Origin of the sequence: Aquitalea sp. (assembly GCF_030150775.1) — a bacterium.
Lineage (GTDB): Bacteria > Pseudomonadota > Gammaproteobacteria > Burkholderiales > Chromobacteriaceae > Aquitalea > Aquitalea denitrificans.
The window spans coordinates 1-14,985 of sequence record NZ_JASLFG010000059.1 but is presented as its reverse complement, the minus strand read 5'-3'; the positions used below and the strand labels follow the sequence as shown (position 1 = coordinate 14,985).

General features: G+C 59.5%; 15 protein-coding genes. 10 read left to right on the top strand and 5 right to left on the bottom strand.

Features of this window, described 5'->3' with window-relative positions; all coding sequences use genetic code 11:
- Positions 1 to 17: 17 nt before the first annotated feature.
- Positions 18 to 968 carry a helix-turn-helix domain-containing protein gene (locus QVF59_RS20060; RefSeq protein ID WP_287882251.1) on the bottom strand — a complete coding sequence of 317 codons (951 nt, stop codon included), beginning with the start codon at positions 966 to 968 and terminating at the stop codon, positions 18 to 20.
- 547 nt (positions 969 to 1,515) lie between these two features.
- Between QVF59_RS20060 and QVF59_RS20055 the strand changes: the two genes are divergently transcribed.
- From QVF59_RS20055 to QVF59_RS20035, 5 genes are all read left to right on the top strand, one after another.
- Positions 1,516 to 3,015 (top strand): aldehyde dehydrogenase family protein, encoded by a 1,500-nt coding sequence (locus tag QVF59_RS20055; protein WP_287882249.1) that lies wholly within the window; start codon positions 1,516 to 1,518, stop codon positions 3,013 to 3,015.
- A 143-nt stretch (positions 3,016 to 3,158) separates the two neighbouring features.
- Positions 3,159 to 4,490: an aspartate aminotransferase family protein gene (locus tag QVF59_RS20050; protein ID WP_287882247.1), complete on the top strand. Its 1,332-nt coding sequence runs from the start codon at positions 3,159 to 3,161 to the stop codon at positions 4,488 to 4,490.
- Positions 4,491 to 4,551: 61 nt separating this feature from the next.
- The gene (locus QVF59_RS20045; RefSeq protein ID WP_287882246.1) at positions 4,552 to 5,256 is read left to right on the top strand and encodes a helix-turn-helix transcriptional regulator; all 705 of its coding nucleotides are present in this window, start codon (positions 4,552 to 4,554) and stop codon (positions 5,254 to 5,256) included.
- 146 nt (positions 5,257 to 5,402) lie between these two features.
- Positions 5,403 to 6,914 carry an APC family permease gene (locus QVF59_RS20040; RefSeq protein ID WP_287882244.1) on the top strand — a complete coding sequence of 504 codons (1,512 nt, stop codon included), beginning with the start codon at positions 5,403 to 5,405 and terminating at the stop codon, positions 6,912 to 6,914.
- Positions 6,895 to 7,485, top strand: coding sequence for a DUF3156 family protein (locus QVF59_RS20035; RefSeq protein WP_287882242.1), 591 nt, complete (start codon positions 6,895 to 6,897; stop codon positions 7,483 to 7,485). Before QVF59_RS20040 ends, QVF59_RS20035 begins: the two co-directional genes overlap by 20 nt.
- Before the next feature lie 84 nt (positions 7,486 to 7,569).
- Here the strand turns inward: QVF59_RS20035 and hpaR are convergent, their stop codons facing one another.
- Positions 7,570 to 8,040, bottom strand: a complete 471-nt coding sequence (gene hpaR / locus QVF59_RS20030) for a homoprotocatechuate degradation operon regulator HpaR (RefSeq protein WP_287882240.1) — start codon at positions 8,038 to 8,040, stop codon at positions 7,570 to 7,572.
- 192 nt (positions 8,041 to 8,232) lie between these two features.
- Between hpaR and QVF59_RS20025 the strand changes: the two genes are divergently transcribed.
- Entirely contained in the window at positions 8,233 to 9,024 is a 792-nt protein-coding gene (locus tag QVF59_RS20025; protein ID WP_287882238.1) for an SDR family NAD(P)-dependent oxidoreductase, read from the top strand.
- Positions 9,025 to 9,112: 88 nt separating this feature from the next.
- Here the strand turns inward: QVF59_RS20025 and QVF59_RS20020 are convergent, their stop codons facing one another.
- Together QVF59_RS20020 and QVF59_RS20015 are read right to left on the bottom strand one after the other, a co-directional pair.
- Entirely contained in the window at positions 9,113 to 9,892 is a 780-nt protein-coding gene (locus tag QVF59_RS20020; protein ID WP_287882237.1) for an SDR family oxidoreductase, read from the bottom strand.
- A gap of 16 nt (positions 9,893 to 9,908) precedes the next feature.
- Complete coding sequence (locus QVF59_RS20015) at positions 9,909 to 10,736, bottom strand: MoaF C-terminal domain-containing protein (RefSeq protein ID WP_287882235.1); 828 nt, start codon at positions 10,734 to 10,736, stop codon at positions 9,909 to 9,911.
- 547 nt (positions 10,737 to 11,283) lie between these two features.
- On the opposite strand from QVF59_RS20015, the gene QVF59_RS20010 reads away from it, so the two are divergent.
- From QVF59_RS20010 to QVF59_RS19995, 4 genes are read left to right on the top strand one after another with little or no spacing between them, the layout of a single operon-like run.
- Positions 11,284 to 12,489 (top strand): fatty acid desaturase, encoded by a 1,206-nt coding sequence (locus tag QVF59_RS20010; RefSeq protein ID WP_287882234.1) that lies wholly within the window; start codon positions 11,284 to 11,286, stop codon positions 12,487 to 12,489.
- A 31-nt stretch (positions 12,490 to 12,520) separates the two neighbouring features.
- Entirely contained in the window at positions 12,521 to 12,979 is a 459-nt protein-coding gene (locus QVF59_RS20005; protein ID WP_287882232.1) for a DUF2000 family protein, read from the top strand.
- On the top strand, positions 12,976 to 13,662 hold the full coding sequence (locus QVF59_RS20000) for an AzlC family ABC transporter permease (protein ID WP_287882230.1): 687 nt from the start codon (positions 12,976 to 12,978) through the stop codon (positions 13,660 to 13,662). Before QVF59_RS20005 ends, QVF59_RS20000 begins: the two co-directional genes overlap by 4 nt.
- Positions 13,659 to 13,997, top strand: coding sequence for a branched-chain amino acid transporter permease (locus QVF59_RS19995; protein ID WP_287882228.1), 339 nt, complete (start codon positions 13,659 to 13,661; stop codon positions 13,995 to 13,997). The genes QVF59_RS20000 and QVF59_RS19995 overlap by 4 nt, the downstream gene beginning before the upstream one ends.
- Before the next feature lie 114 nt (positions 13,998 to 14,111).
- Here the strand turns inward: QVF59_RS19995 and fabI are convergent, their stop codons facing one another.
- The gene (gene fabI / locus QVF59_RS19990) at positions 14,112 to 14,900 is read right to left on the bottom strand and encodes an enoyl-ACP reductase FabI (RefSeq protein WP_045847060.1); all 789 of its coding nucleotides are present in this window, start codon (positions 14,898 to 14,900) and stop codon (positions 14,112 to 14,114) included.
- Positions 14,901 to 14,985: the final 85 nt, after the last annotated feature.

The window sequence follows — 14,985 nt, the reverse complement described above, 5'->3', positions numbered from 1 at the left end:
GGTTTTGTCAGCGGGTTTTATTGCAGCAGGCTGCGCTGGCGGGTTTCCGATGGCAGCTCGCAAAACAGCTTGCGGTAATCGCGGGCAAAATGTCCCAGGTGGTAAAAGCCCCAGTGCCCGGCGGCATCGCGCACGCCAAGCCCGGCATGTTCTGCTGACAGCAGCATGCGCCGCACCGCATTGAGCCGGATGGAGCGCAGGTAATCCACCGGCGTGGTGCCGGCAATCAGCTGAAAGCTGTTTTGCAGGGTGCGCCGGCTGATGCGCAGCTGCTGGCACAGGTCCAGCACCGTCACCGGCTCGTCGCTGCTGGCCAGCACGATGGCCTGGCTGCGCCGCACGATGTCACAGTGAGTGGCGTGGGTGAGGTTGATGGCGCGCTCCGGCACGCTGCCGTGCAGCAGGTCCAGCAGCAGGCTGATCAACTGGTGTTGCACCAGCTTCTGGCTGCCGGCAAAGCGCATCAGGTCCGGGTTTTCCACTGCCTGATCGAACACGCTTAGCAATAACTGGCGGGTGTGGGCCAGTTGTTCGGGCGGAATCTGGATTATCGGCTGCCATTGGCGTTTGCTGTTCAGCTGCTGGTAAAACTCCGGTGCCAGTGCGGCCAGGTCTTCATTGCGTACCGACAGCTGGATGGAGTCCACTTCGGCAGGCGCATGCATGATGAATTCTTCATTGCTGCGCAAGGCGGTAATGGCATGACAGCCAACTGCGCGGCCTTGCAGGGTGAGCGGCAGCGGGGCGTGGATGGGGATGGCGAAGTGCACCATGTCGGCGGGGGCGCGGCCATATTGCACCACGCGCTGGTTGAAGGCTTCGCGGAACACTTCCAGATGGCCGGTATTCAGGCGGGAAAGCGAGCTGTAAAAGCGCCCGCCACTGATCTGGTCGTATACCTGCTGCCAGCCGGGCAAGTGTGCGGCATGACATTGGGCGTCATCGAAATGGCGAACTTCAGCCAGCATGGTGGACCTCCTGATGCAGTTCTCCGGTGGCAGCCTGTGGCCGCTCACCTGCTGTTTCTGACGTTGTAGATGTCAATCTGATGCGACAGCATGGGCGGTCGCCCGACCTCTGCGGGCCATCTTGTCTGCTTGGGCAAGTTGGTGGCATGTCCGTTTTGGACATGCTGTCTTGTACTGGCCAAGTCCTGACTATATTGGGTCATTTGCCGATGCGCTGCAAAGAATACTTAATATATTATCTATTTGTCTGTCACCCTTGTCGGGCAAGGCTTGCCACAGCCTTGTCCGGCAATCCTCCTGCCGTGTTGGCTGCTGTTTCTTCATTGCAACAACGGGGTCCGGGTTCAGCCTGTTTTGCGCTGTGCTGTCCTGCCGGGCAGGCCATGCAGGATTTGCCGATTTGGGATCAGGCCGCCAAAAACTGACGCGTATATTGATCTGCAACAAATCGCGTTGCTGCTGTTGCTGCTTGTCAGCGACTGATGGCGACAAGGCAAATCAGGCGGCCTGCCTGCGGGCAAGACCGCCCTGCAAGGAGTGGAGAAGAATGGATCACAATCGGGTAGTGGTACTGGAGCCGGTGAATGCTTTCCTGCTGCGCGAGCATGGCTTGCTGGTGGACGGCAAGACGGTGGCTGCCCAGTCCGGCCAACGTACCGAAGTGCGTAATCCGGCAACAGGACAGGTGATTGCCAGCGTGGCCGATGGCAACGAACAGGATGTGGATGTGGTGGTGCAAAGTGCACACCGGGCCTTCACCGCCGGGGTGTGGTCCGGTCTGCGTCCGGCCGAACGCGAACGCATCTTGCTGAAGCTGGCCGATGTGCTGGAAGCGCACGCCGAAGAGCTGGCCCAGCTGGAAACGCTGAATCAGGGCAAGTCCATCCATATTTCGCGTGCCATCGAAGTGGGCGCGTCCATCGAGTTTGTCCGCTACATGGCCGGTTGGGCCACCAAGCTGGGTGGCGAAACCATGGACGTGTCGATTCCGGTACCGCCCGGCACCCGTTACACCGCCTATACCCGTCGCGAGCCGGTGGGGGTGGTGGCTGGCATCGTGCCGTGGAATTTCCCGCTGATGATTGCCATCTGGAAGATGGTGCCGGCCCTGGCCGCCGGTTGTACCGTGGTGCTCAAGCCTTCCACCGAAACCCCGCTGACTGCGCTGCGCCTGGGTGAGCTGGCACTGGAAGCCGGCATTCCACCCGGCGTGGTGAATGTGCTGACCGGCCGTGGCGCTCGCGCCGGCCAGGCCCTGGCCGGCCACCCGCTGGTGAGCAAGGTGTCGTTCACCGGCTCCACCGAAATCGGCAAGACCATCGGCCATACCGCCATCGACAACATGACCCGCTTCTCGCTGGAGCTGGGCGGCAAGAACCCGATGATCATGCTGGGTGATGTGGATGTGGACAAGGCCATCCAGGGCGCGCTGATGGGCGGCTTCCTCAATCAGGGCCAGGTTTGTGCCGCCGCTTCCCGCCTGTATATCCAGCGCAGCAAGTTCAACCAGGTCGTCGAAGGGCTGGCCGCTGCCGCCAACAGCATGACGCTGGGCAGCGGGCTGGACCTGAACGCCCAGGTCAATCCGCTGGTGTCGGCACGCCAGCAGCAGTCGGTGTGCCGGCTGATCGACACCGCCCGCAGCGAAGGCGCCAGCATTCTGGCCGGTGGCGGCGCGGCCGATCTGCCCGGTTACTTCGTCAAGCCCACCATCATTGTCAATGCGGCCCAGCACAGCACCATCGTGCGCGAGGAAGTATTCGGCCCAGTGCTGGTGGCGCTGCCCTTCGACCATCCCGACGAGGCCATCGCCATGGCCAACGACTCGCGCTATGGCCTGGCCGCCAGCTTGTGGACCAACGACCTGTCCGCCGCCATGAACCTGGTGCCGCGCATCGAGGCCGGCACGGTGTGGGTCAACAGTCATATCCCGCTGGACCCCAGCCTGCCGTTTGGCGGTTTCAAGCAGTCCGGCATCGGCCGCGAGTTTGGTCGCGGTGCGGTGGAAAACTTTACCGAGACCAAGTCGGTCTGCATCGCGCACTGAGTGACTGACAAGTCACCCGATCCCGTGTCGCGCCGCCTTGCCGTACGCCTTGTACTGTCTGCGGCGGCGCGGCTTGACTCAGGTACTTAACGAGGTTTGCTGGCCGCCATCGGTCGCACATTTGTCTGCAAAAGGAGTAACCCATGTCTTACGACAAGTCCCGTTTCTGGCACCCCATGCTGCACCCCAATGAAATGAAGCAGCGCCAGCCCATCCGCATCGTGCGTGGCGATGGCTGTCATGTGTTCGACGACCAGGGCCACAAGCTGGTGGATGGCGTCGCCGGTTTGTGGAACGTCAACGTCGGCCACAACCGCCCGGAAATCAAGCAGGCCATCGTGGAGCAACTGGACGAACTGGAATACTTCCAGCTGTTTGATGGCATCTCCCACCCGCGGGCCGAGGAATTGTCCGCCACCCTCATCGACATGCTGAAGCAGGAAGACATGGCGCGGGTCAGCTTCAGTTCCGGTGGTTCCGACGCGGTGGAAACCGCGCTCAAGCTGGCCCGCCAGTACTGGCGTGTCAGCGGCCAGCCGGACCGCACCAAGTTCATCTCGCTCAAGCAGGGTTACCACGGTGTGCATTTCGGCGGTGCTTCGGTCAATGGCAATACCGTGTTCCGTCGCAGCTACGAACCGCTGCTGCCCGGCTGCTTCCATGTGGAAACACCGTGGCTGTACCGCAACCCGTTTACCGAAGATCCGGAAGAACTGGCACAAATCTGCGCGCAGATGCTGGAGCGGGAAATCCTGTTCCAGAGCCCGGACACCGTGGCCGCCTTCATTGCCGAACCCATCCAGGGTGCCGGTGGTGTCATCGTGCCGCCCGCCAGCTACTGGCCGCTGATCCGCGCGGTGTGCGACAAGTACGGCGTATTTCTGATTGCCGATGAAATCGTCACCGGTTTTGGCCGTTCCGGCTCCATGTTCGGCAGCCGTCTGTGGGGCGTGAAGCCGGACATCATGTGCCTGGCCAAGGGCATTTCCTCCGGCTATGTGCCGCTGGGTGCCACCGTGGTGAACCAGCGCGTGGCCGATGCCTTTGCCAAGAACCAGGATTTCGGCGGCGTCATCATGCACGGCTACACCTATGCCGGTCACCCGGTTGCCTGCGCGGCGGCCATTGCCAACCTCAAGATCGTGCGCGAGGAAAACCTGCCGGCCCAGGCCGCCGCCCAGGGGGAATACCTGCTGGCCAGGCTCAAACCGTTTGCCGAGAAATACGCCGCCGTCGGTGAGGTGCGTGGCAAGGGCCTGATGATTGCGCTGGATCTGGTGCAGGACAAACACAGCCGCGAGCCTATCGATCCGATGGGCGGCTATGCCAACAAGGTTGCCGAAATCGCGCGTGAAAACGGCGTGCTGGTACGCCCGGTGGGCACCAAGATCATCCTGTCGCCGCCGCTGGTCATCGGTCAGGCAGAATGCGATGCCATTGTCAGTGCGCTGGCTGCCGGTTTCGAGGCTGCCTGAACCACGTGACGGGGCGGGAGCCGGCCTGGTGTCTGCTCCCGCCCATTGCCAGGACAACACCATGAACCATCTGCTTGCTGACGCACCGGTGGCAAAACCGTTGCAACGCTGTCTGGACGTGCTGCAGGATGTGTTGCCGCACAGCGCCACTGCCTTTTACCGGGTGGACCGGCAGCAGCAGCCGCATGATTTCGTCTTGCGTCACATGCCGCAGGAGGTGCATCAGCGCTATGTTGCGCGTTACATGGGGCACGACCCGCTGCATCCGGCCAGGCTGGCGCGCCAGCCGCTGGATGTGGTGACGCTGGGCAGCGCCTTGCCGGCCGCGCAACGTGCCACATCGCGCTATGCGCCGTTTCTGGCCAGCAACAGGCTGGTGGATGTCGCGGAAATCCTGCTGCGGCGGCAAGGGCGGGTGGTGGCCGGTTTTTCGCTGTTGCGGCAAGGGCGGATGCCCGCCTTTGCCGACGACGAGCTGCGTGTGCTGCATGGCTTGCATGGCCTGCTGGACATGGCGCTGGACAGCATGCTGAGCCAGCCTTGCCCGGCCCCCGCCATCGTGCTGACCGAGCGCGAGCAGGCGGTGGCCATGCTGTTGTCTACCGGTGCCTGCAACAAGACCATTGCCCGCGAGCTGAACATGGGTCTCGCCACGGTCAAAACCCATTTATTGCACCTGTTTCGCAAGTTTGATGTGAGTAGTCGTACCGCGCTGGCGCATGCCCTGTTTGTCCGGCAACAGGCCGTACAGCAGTTGCGGCAGTGACGGTTTCGTCCGGGAAAAGCCATAAAAAGAAGCGCGCCCGGTTATCAGCATGATGGGGAAGGTGTACTGATGCGCCACAGACAGGTAGCCAAGCCTGCTGCAGTGCCTCCCTGCCATGGTTAGCGAGTCTTCAGGAGGAAAACAGCATGTCGATAGAGAAGAAACTGACCCTGCACCTGCAGCAAGGGGTGGTGGGTTTTCCGGTGGCGCTGGCCAGTTCGGTCGGCGTGGTGATGGCCAGCCCGGTCATCCTTACCGTTACCAGCGGTTTTGGCATGGCGGGCAGCACCTTTGCCCTGGCCATGCTGATTGCCTTCATCATGATGCAGGCGCAGGCCACCACCTTTGCCGAAGCGGCCTCGATGATGCCGACGTCCGGTGCCGTCTACGATTACATATCCTGCGGGCTGGGACGCTTCTGGGCGATTACCGGCACCATTTCGGCTTATCTGCTGGTGCATGTGTTTGCCGGTACGGCGGAAACCATCCTGTCCGGCATCATGGCGCTGGTGAACTTTGAACACCTCAACACCATGATGGAGCACAGCGGTACTTCCTGGATGGTAGGGGTAGGGCTGGTGGTGCTGTTCGGCATCCTCAATGCCCTGGGGGTTACCATTTTCGGCAAGGCCGAAATCGTGCTGACCTTCGTGATGTGGGCCACGCTTACCGTGTTCGGCATCATCGGCCTCATCAAGGCCCCGGCCGTGTCGCTGCAAGGCTGGTTCGGCAGCCCGCTGGACCTGAGCGACGCCAGTGGCGTGCTCAGCCTGATCGGCATGGCCATGTTCATGTTTGTCGGTTTCGAGCTGGTGACCCCGCTGGCACCGGAGCTGAAAAACGCCGGTCGCAACATTCCGCGTGCTGCCAGGCTGGGCCTGACCGGCGTGGCCGTGACCATGGCGCTGTACGGTGCGGCCATGGTGCATCAGGTGGCCAATGTGGCAATGGACCCGAAAAATCCCGCCGGCCCGCATTTGCTGGATACGCCGATGGCCATTCCGGCCTTTGCCGACCAGGTGATGGGCCCGTTCGGCAAGATCTGGCTGGGTGTCGGCCTACTGTTTGCCGGTGCGGCCACCATCAATACCCTGATTGCCGCGCTGCCGCGCATCCTGTACGGCATGGCGGTGGATGGGGCATTGCCCAAGGCCTTTACCTATCTGCATCCGCGCTTCAAAACGCCGCTGGTCGGCATTCTGGTGGCGGTGGTCATTCCCTGCGTCCATGCCTGGTTCATCCAGGGGGATCTGGACCGCATCATGCCGCTGGTGCTGGCGGCGGTATGCGCCTGGGGTGTGGCATATCTGCTGGTGAATCTGGCCATTGTCCGGCTGCGCTTCACCCGGCCGGATTTCCCGCGGGCCTATCGCTCGCCGTGGTTCCCGCTGCCGCAGATCGTGTCTTCGGTGGGCATCCTGATTGCCATCTGGTACATCACCCCGCCGGGCATGCATCCGCGAGACATCTATCTGCCCTTTGGCATCATGCTGGGTCTGACTGCGCTGTATGCACTGGTGTGGACCGTATTTGTCCAGAAGGTGAACCCTTTCCGCGCCGTGGCCATTGAAGACATCCTGGCCGAAGAGTTCGGCAAGGTGGGCGGCCATGCTTCGCTGATCGACGAGGAGCTCAAGCGTGTTGCCTCTGGTGCTTGAGCGGCTGTGGCAGCCGCGCCTGCCACGGGCTTACCGGCCGGGGGCAACCCTGGCGAGGCTGGCGCAAGACCTGAACGGGCTGGAGGTCGTCGGCGTGGAAGAGGGCTGTCCGGCTTACCGCTTGCCTGCTCCAGACTGGTTTTTCCGGGTGGAGGAGCGGGTGGAAAGCCAGTTCCTGTTGCATACCGTCAGTTGCTGCTTTGTGCTGACGCTGCCTGGTGCTGTGCCATCCCGTCCGTCCCGGCTGGCGCTGCAGCACCGCGGCAACTGGCAGCGCAGCGGCTTTGCCTGTCTGCGCCGCGATGGGGATGGCGCAGCGCTGGCGGCCCTGATGGCCTTGTTGCAGCAGGACCGCGACTTGCACACCGCGCTGATGCCGCTGGATTTCAAGCGTTGTGAACTGATTGCGGATGAGCAGGGCTGGCGGCTGGAAATAGAACACTTTGCCGCCAGTGAAGTGGTGGGCAGCTTCCCGCCTTTTCGCCGCTATATCCGCTTGTTGACCACGCAAAAGCTGGCCTTGCTAGCGGTAATGGCGGCGGTGCGGCGAGTGGTGGCCAGTGCGGGCTGATTTTTACGCGGTAAAACAATACACAACAGGCCCCGGCATTACACCGGGGCCTGTTGCTTTCCGTCTCTTATTTCAGAGGTCCGCTTAGGTCGGCTGCGGCTTGTCCTCGGTCAGCGCCACGGGGGCTGGCAGTTGCTCCAGTTCGTTCAGCAGGCTGATCAGCAGCTCCAGCTTTTCCTCGCCAAAATGCGCTTCTATCTGCCGGTAGCAGGCATTGGACAGCGGCGCGACTTCACGGGTCAAGCGACGGCCTTCCCTGGACAAGGACACGATCAGGCGGCGGCTATCCACCTTGTCGCGGCTGCGGTGAATCAGGCCGGCCTTTTCCATGCGCACCAGAATGCCGGTAAGGCTGGGCGACAGGATGCAGGCCAGGTCGGCAATCACCCCGGCTTCCATTTCGCCGCGGTCATCCAGCAGGCGCAGAATGCGCCATTGCTGTTCGGTCAGGCCCACACTGTTGAGCAAGGGGCGAAAGTAAGCCATCACGGCTTCACGGGCGCGCAGCAGGTGCTGCGGCAGGCGGTGCTGGTGTTGTGCGCTGGAAGTTGGCATGCGTCTCGGGCTGGCGGATCAATGTGATTAATATCTTAACATTCTGCCCGCTCCTTCCCAAGTCGCCATCTGCCATTTGCCCGGAACAATGTGTGTCACATGCAGACGCGGCTCCTCCATCTGGTGGATGGGTGAAGATGGCTGGCCTGCCTACACTGTGGCTTCCCGTTCTTATTTCTGAAAGGAAAGCAGATGGCAGCACAAGCCAAAACCGTGGTGATTACCGGTGCCGGCAGTGGCATAGGCGCAGCCTGCGCTGCATTGCTGGCCACCGATGGCGTGCAATTGGTGTTGATTGGCCGTCGTGCCGCGCCTGTGCAGCAATTGGCCGCGCAATACGGTGCGCTGGCCCTGGCTGGTGACGCGGCAGACAGTACGCTTTGGCCTGGCTGGCTGGCGCAAATCCACCAACGCTTTGGCACGGTGACTGGCTTGCTGTGTTGTGCCGGTGGGCTGGGCATGGGCAGCGCGCTGCAAACGGATGATGCCGCGTGGCATGCCGCCATGCGTGCCAATCTGGATACCGCTTTTGTTGCCGCACGGGCATGCCTGCCGGATTTGATGGCCAGCCGGGGTGCCATGGTGCTGCTGGCTTCGATTGCCTCACTGGCCGCCGGGCCGGAGGTGTGTGGCTATACCACCGCCAAGCATGCGCTGATCGGCCTCACCCGCTCGCTGGCGCGTGATTATGGGCCGCATGGGGTAAGGGTGAACGCGGTGTGTCCCGGTTGGGTGAAAACGCCGATGGCGGATGAGGAAATGCAGCCGTTGATGCAACAGTATGGCGACAGCCTGGATCAGGCCTATGCCCGGGTGACGGCGGATGTTCCCTTGCGCCGGGCTGCCGCGGCGGAGGAAATCGCCGGCATCTGTCGCTTCCTGCTGTCGGAGCAGGCCAGCATCATCACCGGGGCCGCCATTGTGGCCGATGGCGGCTCCAGCATTGTCGATGTGCCTACCCTGGCTTTCAACGCACTGTCCTGAGTGCAGTTGCAATTGTATGCAAACGACAACACCGCCAGATGGCGGTGTTGTCGTTTGCGGCGCTACGAATGCGGCGCTACGAATCGTTTCAGTGCAGCGCCGCCGTGCTTTCCGGCAAGGTGGCACCGCCGTCCACGATGATGGTCTGGCCGGTGATGTAGGCCGCCGCATCCGAAGCGAGAAACAGCATGGCGGCGGCAATATCTCCCGGCTCCCCCAGTCGCCCCAGCGGGATGTTACGGGCGATGGAGGCATTCAGCTTGTCATCGCCCAGATTATCCATGGCAGGGGTGCGGATCATGCCCGGTTCCACGCCGTTGACGGTGATGCCATCGCTTGCCAGTTCCAGTGCCGCGGCGCGGATGAAGCCATTGACCCCTGCCTTGGAGGCGGCATAGTGCGCCAGCCCCGGATAGGCAACCCGCGGGCCGGTTACCGAGGAAGTCACCAGCATGCGCCCACCACCTTGTGCGCGCATGGCGGGCAGGGCGGCCTGACTCAGCCAGAACAGCGCCTGCAGATTCACCGCCAGCGTTCGTTGCAGCAGGGGCGGGGTGATGTCGGCAAATGCAGTGAGCGGGAAATAGGCTGCATTGTGGATCAGCACATCCAGCCGGCCATATTGTGCCAGCACCTGCGCGACCAGTGCGGTGGCCTGTTCCGGCTCGGCCAGATCGCACTGGCAGGCGCTGGCCCTCAAGCCCTGTGCCCGCAAGCTGGCGGCCGTGGACTGGGCCGTTTCTCCCTGCATATCCGCCACCACCACCGTAGCCGCGTGGCGGGCAAACAGCTGGCTGATGGCGGCACCTATGCCTTGTGCGCCGCCGGTCACCAAGACCACTTTGCCGGCAAAATCCAGGTTCAGCATGGGCGCTTTCTCCGGCTTACAGCGCGTGGCTGGTGTGGTTGAGAATCTGTGTGATGGCACCCACCGGGAAGTTGGACAGCGCGCTAAAGTCGTTGCCCTGGTAGCCGAAGATCTTGCCATCGGTTTTCAGCTGTTGCAGGTCGATCAGCACCACGCCCAGCGTGGGGACAATCTTTTCCCGCCACACAAACAGATAAAGCTGCTCTGCCAGCTTGAAGTAATGGCAGCGGTCCACATCGGCCAGCCCTTGCTCCACCCCTTGCAGGCACTGCCAGGTATAGAAGTGGCTGTTCAGATAAATGTGTTCGTAGCATTCGGTGGGGCTGTAGCGGTACTGGTTGCGCAGGCCGATCAACTCGTCGGTGCTGTGGTGCAGCGTGCTGTGTGCTGTCACCGGCTGGTCGATGCAGCCATGGGCAAAGCGGCAGTCCACGGCGGTCAGCGCCTCACCGGCCAATACACGGCTGAAGGCGGAACGGGTGACATCCTCCGCCTGTGGCAGGACACCGGCCACGGCAGTGAACAGGCCATGTGCCAGATCCAGTACCAGGCTGAGTGAATGCCCGTGCTGCCCTTCCGGCAGGAAATCCAGCAACACGATATCGGGACGCAGGCTGCTGGCGCGGTAGCGGCCCTGGCCGCTGAAGCCTGACCCCTCCCCGTCGGTCAATGCTGTCAGCTGGCAGTCTGCGGCATTCACTAGCAAGCGGGCACGGCTGCCATCGGCAAAATGCAGTTGCAGCTGACGGCCCTGCAGCAGCGGGCTGAAAGGCAGGATGTGGCTGTCCGGGGCAAAACCATCGGCCAGATCACCGACCGGGATGAAAACGGGTTGATTGCTCATGCTGCGCTCCTGATGAAGGTGGATGTGGGCGCAGTGTGCAGTGGGCTTGGGCAGGCAACCATCCACCGTATGGTGGAGTTGTAGCAAGCTTTATTTGCTATTTTTCTTTGCGATACGCAGTTTTAGTCTGTATCTCTACAATAATTTTATATTGATAGTAGGTGTAAATGATAATGCGGTAATGTACCTTGTTGATATTTTTGATAAATTTTTTGGAAAGTATGGGTAGTTGTTGCGAATTTTATGATTAATTGTTAAGAAATATCTTGATGTTTTGTTGATATCTTAAGTTGATTGTTATGCGTCGGTAGTTAGTTTTGCCAGTTTGTTTATTGTGATTGCAGTGTATTCTGTTGGGCTGTTTTTTAGTGAGGGCATTGCCTTTGGGAGTGTTTGAGTAGTGTTGTGTTTGCTAATGGCTGTTTGCTTTGAATGTTTGTTGTTAATTAATAATGGAGAATATGTTTTTCAGTAGTTTACGATAGCTGAGATGTATTGCTTGGTTAATGTTGGAAGGTTGTGTTGGAATGATATTGGAGATGGTGAAATGCAGGAAGATATGAAGTTGAAAGTTGATGACAAAAAATTAGGTGCGCGCGAGTCTTATCTCCGCTTTCCTCTATGGTCTCAGCCTGTCTGGACATGGCTAAGTGGAAAACCATTATCTGGAGAGCAGCCTTTGTTGCGGCCCCATCCTTTGCTAATGATGATCTGTACACTGTCGCTACTGATGGTCGCAGTTTTAATCCATTTGCTGCTGTTAGAAAAAGGTGTCAGTGTGAGTTGGGCTGGTTTCTGGCTGACTCCAATATTTGCCATGATTGTGACTGGTGCGCTACGTAAGATTCAGGTTGTATATATTCACTACTGTGCTCATGGGGCCTTTATTCGTAATCGCCAAAAGCTAAATCAGTTTATTGGTAATGTTTTGGTAACAATTACTTTTGTTCAGGATATGGCAGAGTATAAGCGGGAGCATTTCGAACACCATAAGCGGACGATCTTCACAACATTACGCGATGCAGACGCAGCATTGCTTTATCGCTTCGGCTTGAGACCAGGTCGTACTATACGTCAGCTGTACTTGGTTCTTGCTTGGGTATTAGTTTCCCCTGTTTATCATGTCTATTTCCTTGCGGCACGGCTGCGTTCGAACTTGCTGGCACGTAGGTTTTTCTGGCGACTGTTGTCTGTTTTGTGGCTGGTGATGTTGGTTTGGGTTTTGCCCAGTCAACTTGGTATTAGTAATGTGGCATTGGCAATCTGGTTGCCGATGGTTTGGGGATATCAAGCTAGCGCGTTACTGCAATTTCTGACGGAACACGTTTGGTTGGTGAGCGAAGAAGGGCCTACGAAAGATGAGAGCTATGCTCAGCGGTGCATTGGCCGCTTTTGCGGAGAGCCACTACCTGAGAATGGGACTTTTGTCACCTGGATAGCTTGGTGGCTACGTACCTTGCTGCTGCATATTCCTCTTCGTTTATCGGTACTCGTTGGCGACTTGCCAGCGCACGATTGGCACCATCTGTGTGGTTTGGTTGGTCACCGTCCTGCGCAATGGCCACTTGCGATTTTTGCTCGCCAACAGGCAATTGATGCCGGGAATGATCAGGGCATGGGTCAGCGTGAATGTTGGGGACTATCACAGATGCTGAATCACGTTTTCACGTCGATGGCGGCCGCTCCGGCGCTCAATAATCAAGGTTCTGTGCCGTCATCTGTCCCATCAGTTTCGTCGGATTCGCCCACCTGAGGTCTCAATCCTTTTGTCTTTGGAGCTAGCCATGCACTACGAAGTCACATCAGACAAGTTCATCATTGTTCTGAATCGCAGGCACGACCCCGCCGTCCTATTCAATGCTTGTGCCCACCTCTGTATTGGCCTGGGAAGCAGGCTAGGTTACAAGTCAGCAGTCTTGCCTTATCCCGTTCCGGCAATCGGAGTGACCAGCATGATTTCTGCTTATCCGGTCATCGTGCTTGAGGCCAAGAGTTCTACCCAGTTGTTCAATCTGCTGCTTAGAACCCGCGAGATCCCCTCTCTTGTATGCAATATGTTTACTACCAGCATGCTAGGGGCTTCTGCGGCAGAGCAGATTGCCCATACCGAGGCCTTGACCGCACAAACGGCTGAGATAGTCGCGGTTGGCTTGTTTGGGGAAAAACGGGAGATAGAGGCGGTGACCAAGAAATTTTCTCTCTACAAGGCGCGGATGTTGGCAGAAGACGCGGAGGCACCGTGAACGCGGCAGCTGTTCGCGCACCGTCCATCATGGCGTTGTCGATACCGGTGGCGATGGGCTATGTGCCGCTGGGCATGGTGTTTGGCTTTTTGCTGGTTCAGGCTGGCGCGGTCTGGTGGGTACCGCCGCTGGCCAGCCTGCTAGTGTTTGCAGGTGCTGCGCAGTTCATGGCTATTCCCTTGCTTGGCCTGGGGGCACCTGTAGAAGGCATCGTGCTGACCACGGCCATCGTTAACATACGACATGTGTTTTACGGTTTGTCACTGTTGGATAAATTGCCGGTTTCCCGTCTTGCACGGGCCTATTTGGTCTGGGTGCTCACTGACGAGAACTACTCGGTGATCACTACCCTCCCTAAGAATGCCAGCTCACGGCAGATGGTGGGGGTGGCCATGCTGAACCATGCCTGGTGGGTGCTGGGGGCGTTGATCGGTGCTGCTGTCGGTGTACGGGCCAGCACTACGCTGGTGGGTATCGACTTTAGTCTGGCGGCGCTGTTCGCTGTGCTGGCGGTGGAGCAGTGGCGGGCTTCCCAGCGTGTACTTCCCATTATCACGGCGGTGGTGGCCTACGCACTGGCTCTGCTGGTTGTCCCTGCGCAGGCATTGCTGCTGTCCATGGGCTTGAGCCTGCTGGTCGGCATCGCCAGCGCACGCCAACAACCAAGCAAGGTGACGCCATGATCAACACCTTCTACGCCGTTACCGCCATCCTTGGCATGGCAGCGGTCACCATCCTGCTGCGTGCGCTGCCGTTCCTGGCTGCTCCGCTACTGAAACGCTTGTCGATGGTTGCGCAACTAGGTCGTTTCCTACCACCGGCCATCATGACCTTGCTGGTATTGCATAGCGTGCATGGCAACGCTAGCAACAACCCTGCGGGCTTATGGCAGGAAGGGGGGGCCATCGGCCTGGCGATCTTGCTGCAGCTACGCTGGCGCTCGGCACTGCTGAGCATCATGGCTGGAACATTGCTTTATGTCGTTTTGCGCAATTCGCACGGCTTCAACTGCGCGTGAGGTGTCTGACTATCTGAATTGGCATGAGTCTGTAATGCACAGACCGGATGTGGATACCAAAAAAATGGCAGCCATCGCTTGCGAGGCTGCCATTTTTTCATGCGCAATTATGCCTTAAGCGTCCGGCACGTTCATCGAGTTGATGCTGAAGCCGGCGTCCACATAGGTGATTTCGCCGGTGATGCCGGAGGACAGGTCCGACAGCAGGAAGGCAGCGGTGTTGCCCACTTCTTCGGTGGTCACATTGCGGCGCAGACAGGATTGGCCGGCAGCAATGGACAGCAGCTTGGAGAAGCCGGAAATGCCAGCGGCAGCCAGGGTCTTGATCGGACCGGCGGACAGGCCGTTCACACGGATGCCGTCCTTGCCCAGGCTGGCAGCCATGAAGCGTACCGATGCTTCCAGGCTGGCCTTGGCCAGACCCATCACATTGTAGTTGGGGATGGCACGTACCGCGCCCAGGTAGGACAGGGTCAGCAGGGCACCGTTACGGCCTTGCATCATCGGGCGGGCCGCCTTGGCCAGTGCCGGGAAGCTGTAGGACGACACATCGTGTGCGGTCTGGAATGCTTCGCGGCTCAGTGCGTCCAGGAAGTCCCCTTCCAGCGATTCGCGCGGGGCGAAGGCAATGGCGTGTACCAGGCCGTCCAGGCCGTCCCACTGTTTGCCCAGGTCGACAAACAGCTGGTTGATTTCATCGTCGCTTTGTACATCGCAGCGGAACACCAGTTCGCTGCCAAAATCCTTGGCCATTTCACGTACACGATCTTCCAGCTTGTCCACCACATAGGTGAACGCCAGCTCGGCACCTTCGCGATGGCAGGCTTGTGCGATGCCATAAGCGATGGAGCGGTTGGAGATCATGCCGGTAATCAGAATTTTTTTGCCTTGCAGAAAGCCCATTTGGAGTCCTTCTTGGTAGAAACAGGGGGGCATTATACCCAAGCCTGCGCTACGCTGTCGTGGGGATTGTCCTACAGCCTGCCTT

What these genes read in the sequence shown, in the direction of transcription:
- QVF59_RS20020 (WP_287882237.1), bottom strand. Translation starts at nt 9,892, where the DNA reads ATGCTGAACCTGGATTTTGCCGGCAAAGTGGTCTTGGTGACCGGCGGC.
- QVF59_RS20050 (WP_287882247.1), top strand. Translation starts at nt 3,159, where the DNA reads ATGTCTTACGACAAGTCCCGTTTCTGGCACCCCATGCTGCACCCCAAT.
- QVF59_RS20005 (WP_287882232.1), top strand. Translation starts at nt 12,521, where the DNA reads ATGCACTACGAAGTCACATCAGACAAGTTCATCATTGTTCTGAATCGC.
- QVF59_RS20060 (WP_287882251.1), bottom strand. Translation starts at nt 968, where the DNA reads ATGCTGGCTGAAGTTCGCCATTTCGATGACGCCCAATGTCATGCCGCA.
- hpaR (WP_287882240.1), bottom strand. Translation starts at nt 8,040, where the DNA reads ATGCCAACTTCCAGCGCACAACACCAGCACCGCCTGCCGCAGCACCTG.
- QVF59_RS20015 (WP_287882235.1), bottom strand. Translation starts at nt 10,736, where the DNA reads ATGAGCAATCAACCCGTTTTCATCCCGGTCGGTGATCTGGCCGATGGT.
- QVF59_RS20040 (WP_287882244.1), top strand. Translation starts at nt 5,403, where the DNA reads ATGTCGATAGAGAAGAAACTGACCCTGCACCTGCAGCAAGGGGTGGTG.
- QVF59_RS20025 (WP_287882238.1), top strand. Translation starts at nt 8,233, where the DNA reads ATGGCAGCACAAGCCAAAACCGTGGTGATTACCGGTGCCGGCAGTGGC.
- fabI (WP_045847060.1), bottom strand. Translation starts at nt 14,900, where the DNA reads ATGGGCTTTCTGCAAGGCAAAAAAATTCTGATTACCGGCATGATCTCC.
- QVF59_RS19995 (WP_287882228.1), top strand. Translation starts at nt 13,659, where the DNA reads ATGATCAACACCTTCTACGCCGTTACCGCCATCCTTGGCATGGCAGCG.
- QVF59_RS20055 (WP_287882249.1), top strand. Translation starts at nt 1,516, where the DNA reads ATGGATCACAATCGGGTAGTGGTACTGGAGCCGGTGAATGCTTTCCTG.
- QVF59_RS20010 (WP_287882234.1), top strand. Translation starts at nt 11,284, where the DNA reads ATGCAGGAAGATATGAAGTTGAAAGTTGATGACAAAAAATTAGGTGCG.
- QVF59_RS20045 (WP_287882246.1), top strand. Translation starts at nt 4,552, where the DNA reads ATGAACCATCTGCTTGCTGACGCACCGGTGGCAAAACCGTTGCAACGC.